Below are 1293 nucleotides of genomic sequence, written 5' to 3' on the forward strand. Positions count from 1 at the left end.
GGTCGCAACGTCCGGGAATGGTTTGCCGCCCGCAACCAGTTCGCCATAATGTTCGGCGAGCGCTTCGCCGCTTGAGTATCTGAAACCGCATGGACCGGCCCAGATACACAGACTTCAGGACAGTCCCAGATGTCGGGCGAAAAGCTGGGGCATCTGCTGAAGATCACCCTGCCGCTGGCTGCGATCACCCTGTTCCTGCTGTTGCCCTTGGATTTTCTGTGGTGGAAACTGCTCGGCGTCCTGTGACCTGTCCGCTTAAGCCCCGTTTAGGGCGGCATGCTCGGGCGTCATGTTCCAAACCATCAGCCGATAGGTGAAGCTGACCTGCCCGCCATCCGCCATCGTGGTCCCCGACCCGATCAGCCCCGGAAGACGGTTCACGTCGCAGCCGGCGATCTCGGCCAGTTTCTCGGTGTCGACCTCGCCGTCATCGCCGCGCCAGTCCGGATCATCCGGGCCGACATAGCGGAAACTGACCGCAGGGCCGCCCTAGGTGTCCTGCAACAAGAGGTCTTCCCCCATCAGAATGAGGCTGACGGGATGCGATGATTGATGCGACGCCGCCACAGACCGGACGCCATCGGTGAGCATTCCGGGAAAGACGGACAGGCGGTAGGGACCGACGAGATCCTCAAGCGGAGGCGATGCATCGCATTCGCTGGGGAAAAGCTCGATGGCTTCGGCGCGCACAGGCCCGGCCAGAAGCGCCGTGACGATCAGCGCGGCAAGGGCGGCGCCGCGCATCAATCCTGATCCTTGTGAAGCTGGGTCTCGAAACTGCCGCTGATTTCGTGGCAATCTGTGGGATCGGCTTCATAGCCGGGCTGGTCCACCCGGCATATCTCGCCCGAAAAGCGGGCCTGAATCATGCCGGTCTCGCCATCGAAATAATAGCTGTCGACCTCATAGGTGACATTGCTGCGCTGATCAGGGTTCATCTCCCACATCGGCGGGGTGGAGAGATTGAGTGCATAGCTGACAGAGTCATTTTGCCAGATGATGGAGGCTGTGCCGTCGTGGGGGTGTTCGTCGAAACTCCGGGTCAGGAACAATGTGCCTGCCGTGCGCCCGTCCACAGCCCTGACGCCGGTGATCTGCAGAGTGTTGACAAGCGGCAGGCCCGGCGAGCCACCCATGGTGCCGACCGTGGCCGAGGACATGGTCTGGCCGTCGATTTCGGTGGCCTGCGTCTCGAACACCAGTTCCTCGCCCTGGAAAGTGACGCGGATTTCTCCGATTGGCTCAAATTCCTGCGCCGACACGGGGCCTGCAAGCAGCACCAACAGGGCAGCG

At 61.9% G+C, this 1293-nt stretch carries 2 protein-coding genes; both read right to left on the minus strand.

Annotation, left to right across the window (positions count from 1 at the left end; all coding sequences use genetic code 11):
• Positions 1–489: 489 nt before the first annotated feature.
• Entirely contained in the window at positions 490–744 is a 255-nt protein-coding gene (locus tag H0485_RS21230; protein WP_226937865.1) for a hypothetical protein, read from the minus strand.
• On the minus strand, positions 744–1293 hold a 550-nt coding region (locus tag H0485_RS21235; protein WP_226937866.1), incomplete at its 5' end, for a hypothetical protein. The genes H0485_RS21235 and H0485_RS21230, both read right to left, overlap by 1 nt.

Origin of the sequence: Pseudogemmobacter faecipullorum (assembly GCF_020539525.1) — a bacterium.
In the GTDB taxonomy this organism is placed as follows: domain Bacteria; phylum Pseudomonadota; class Alphaproteobacteria; order Rhodobacterales; family Rhodobacteraceae; genus Pseudogemmobacter; species Pseudogemmobacter faecipullorum.